General features: G+C 62.5%; 2 protein-coding genes. Both read right to left on the reverse strand.

Features of this window, described 5'->3' with window-relative positions:
- The coding region (locus tag QZ326_RS12985) for a flagellin (protein ID WP_295746024.1) at positions 1–1572 on the reverse strand (1572 nt) is incomplete at its 3' end.
- Between the two features lie 166 nt (positions 1573–1738).
- Positions 1739–2074, reverse strand: a complete 336-nt coding sequence (locus QZ326_RS12990) for a carbon storage regulator (RefSeq protein ID WP_295746026.1) — start codon at positions 2072–2074, stop codon at positions 1739–1741.
- Between the last annotated feature and the right edge of the window lie 110 nt (positions 2075–2184).

The following is a 2184-nucleotide window of genomic DNA, read 5'->3' on the forward strand; positions in this document are numbered from 1 at the left end:
GATCTCAGCGCCCAGGTCGCCGCGCACGCCGGAGACGTAGTTGATGGCGTTCTTGATCACGTCAACAGCGGCCTGAGCGCCCGCCTGCGTGCCAATGTCCACACCGTCAATGCCCATGGCGGCGGTCTTCATGGACTTGATGTTGACGGCCAGCTGGTTGTAGTCCTTGCTGTCATCGCCGATCTGGAGGGTCAGAGCGGAGGGAGCCCCGTCGGCCTTGGCGGGATCGTTGATGGTGACACCGGTGAACTTGCTGAACTGCGCCTGAATGACATCAGCCTTCGAGAGATCCACGTGGTCCTCGTTGTCGTAATAGTCCACCTTCTCGCGGAAGTTCATCTTGCCGTCGGTAGCGCCGTCATGCTCAACAATGAACATGTCGTTATCCTTGGCGGCAAGGGTCAGACGCTCACAGGCCTGCTCCAGCACATTGGTAACGCCGGTATCAAGTCCGGTACCATCGGAGTTTGCCAGGTCAACCAGGTTGACCACCTTGACGCCGGCGGAATTCGCAAACTTATCCGCAGTCTCCTGGGTCAGCGCAAAGACATAGGTCTCATTGCCGATCTTAACGCCCGCGCCATCCGCGAAGTCCGCAGTAGCCAGAGTGGCCGTCGTGTCGGCCAGTGTGGCGCTGGTCTTGGGGTTACCGGTCTGAATGGCGTGGGAGGAGAACACGCTGTCGCCTTCCTGGGCGCGGTTCGTTGTGTCGCTGCAGCCGATCGCCACATTGTAGCTGCCCGTGAAGCTGGCGGCGGCGGTGAGCTTGGCGGCATCGGCATCGGACATGGTAAAGACCAGCTTCGTCCCCTCGGCCGCGATGGTATAGGTCGCGCCATTCAGGGCAACGGTCTTGCCGTTCAGACCGGCGGCGATGGACGCGCCGGAAATGCCCGCGCCGGCCGTAACGCCGACCGTGAGGGCCTGGGTGCCGACGGTGAGGGTGACCGTAGCGGCAGCGGCGGTGGTAGTGGTCGCGTTAAACGCCACGTCGGACAGGTCGACCTCAAATACGGTGGCCTTCTCCTCCTTGCCGTCCTTGTGCAGGATCGTGTTGGTGCCCTGGGTGGGGTTGGCGGCGGTAGTGCCAATCGCCCAGGTGGAAGCGCCGGTGAGCTCGGTGGTGGCGGCGCCCAGAGAGGCGGCGTCCTTGGAGCCGTCCAGCAGCTGGATGCCGTTGAAGTTGGCGCTCTTGGCGATGCGGTTGATTTCGTCCTTCAGAGCGGTAACTTCCTTCTGCAGGTTCAGGCGGTCGACCTCGTTGTCGTAGGTGCCGTTGGCGGACTGGGTGGCCAGGTAGTCCATGCGGTTGAGCATGTCCTGGATCTCCTGCATGGCGCCCTCAGCGGTCTTCACCAGGGAGATGCCGTCCTTGACGTTCTTCTGGGCGGCGTTCAGGCCGGTGATCTGAGCGCGCATCTTCTCGGAAATGGCCAGACCGGCAGCGTCGTCGCCGGCGCGGTTGATCTTGTAGCCGGAACTCAGCTTCTCCAGGTTCTTGGAGAGGGCGCTGGTGTTGAGGTTGTAGTTCCGGTAGGCGTTCATCGCCATGATATTGTGCTGAATACGCATTGTTTGAACTCCTTTCAAGTCCTATTAATGTGCCCCGGAGCATCCTTTTACCGAAGCACAGGTCGTTGATGCGCCGCCCGGAGCGCCGTGGCCTTTGGCATCCGGACATGCGGCGCGATTGAATATTCCACCCGGCTCGCGAAAACCGGCTGAAATCAGAGGGGATTTACACAGGCGCGGGAAAGATGCAGTTCAGCTTCTCCCGCAGGGTCTGCACCTCCGGGCTGTCGTCCATCTGCGCCAGGGTCTGGCGCAGCTCAGCCAGGGCCTGCTTTTTGGCGTGGTTCCAGGGCAGCTGCTTCACCGCCCTGGGGGAGGTGTCCAGCACGCAGCCGGGCCGCTGCCCGCCGCCGCGCTCCAGCACGTCGCCCCGGAGGATGGGCACCTCCCGGGGGGCGTTGATGGTCAGGTGCACCCGGTCGCCGGTGAGGCGGTCAAATTGGACCACCGTAGTCTGGCCGACGGTGAAGTAATCGCCGGCCCGCATGGAAATACACAGCATACAGCGTCTCCTTAATCTCCTCGGAAACCGTCCTCCTGACGGTCCGGCCCCTGTCATGTGGCTTGGGCGGAGCGGGCCTTGCGGGTGGCCGCGTAGTAAAAGGAGGACTC

The organism is uncultured Oscillibacter sp., assembly GCF_910587525.1.
Taxonomy (GTDB): Bacteria; Bacillota; Clostridia; order Oscillospirales; family Oscillospiraceae; genus Oscillibacter.

Coding starts and splice junctions, on each gene's coding strand:
- QZ326_RS12990 (WP_295746026.1), bottom strand. CDS start 2,074: ATGCTGTGTATTTCCATGCGGGCCGGCGATTACTTCACCGTCGGCCAG.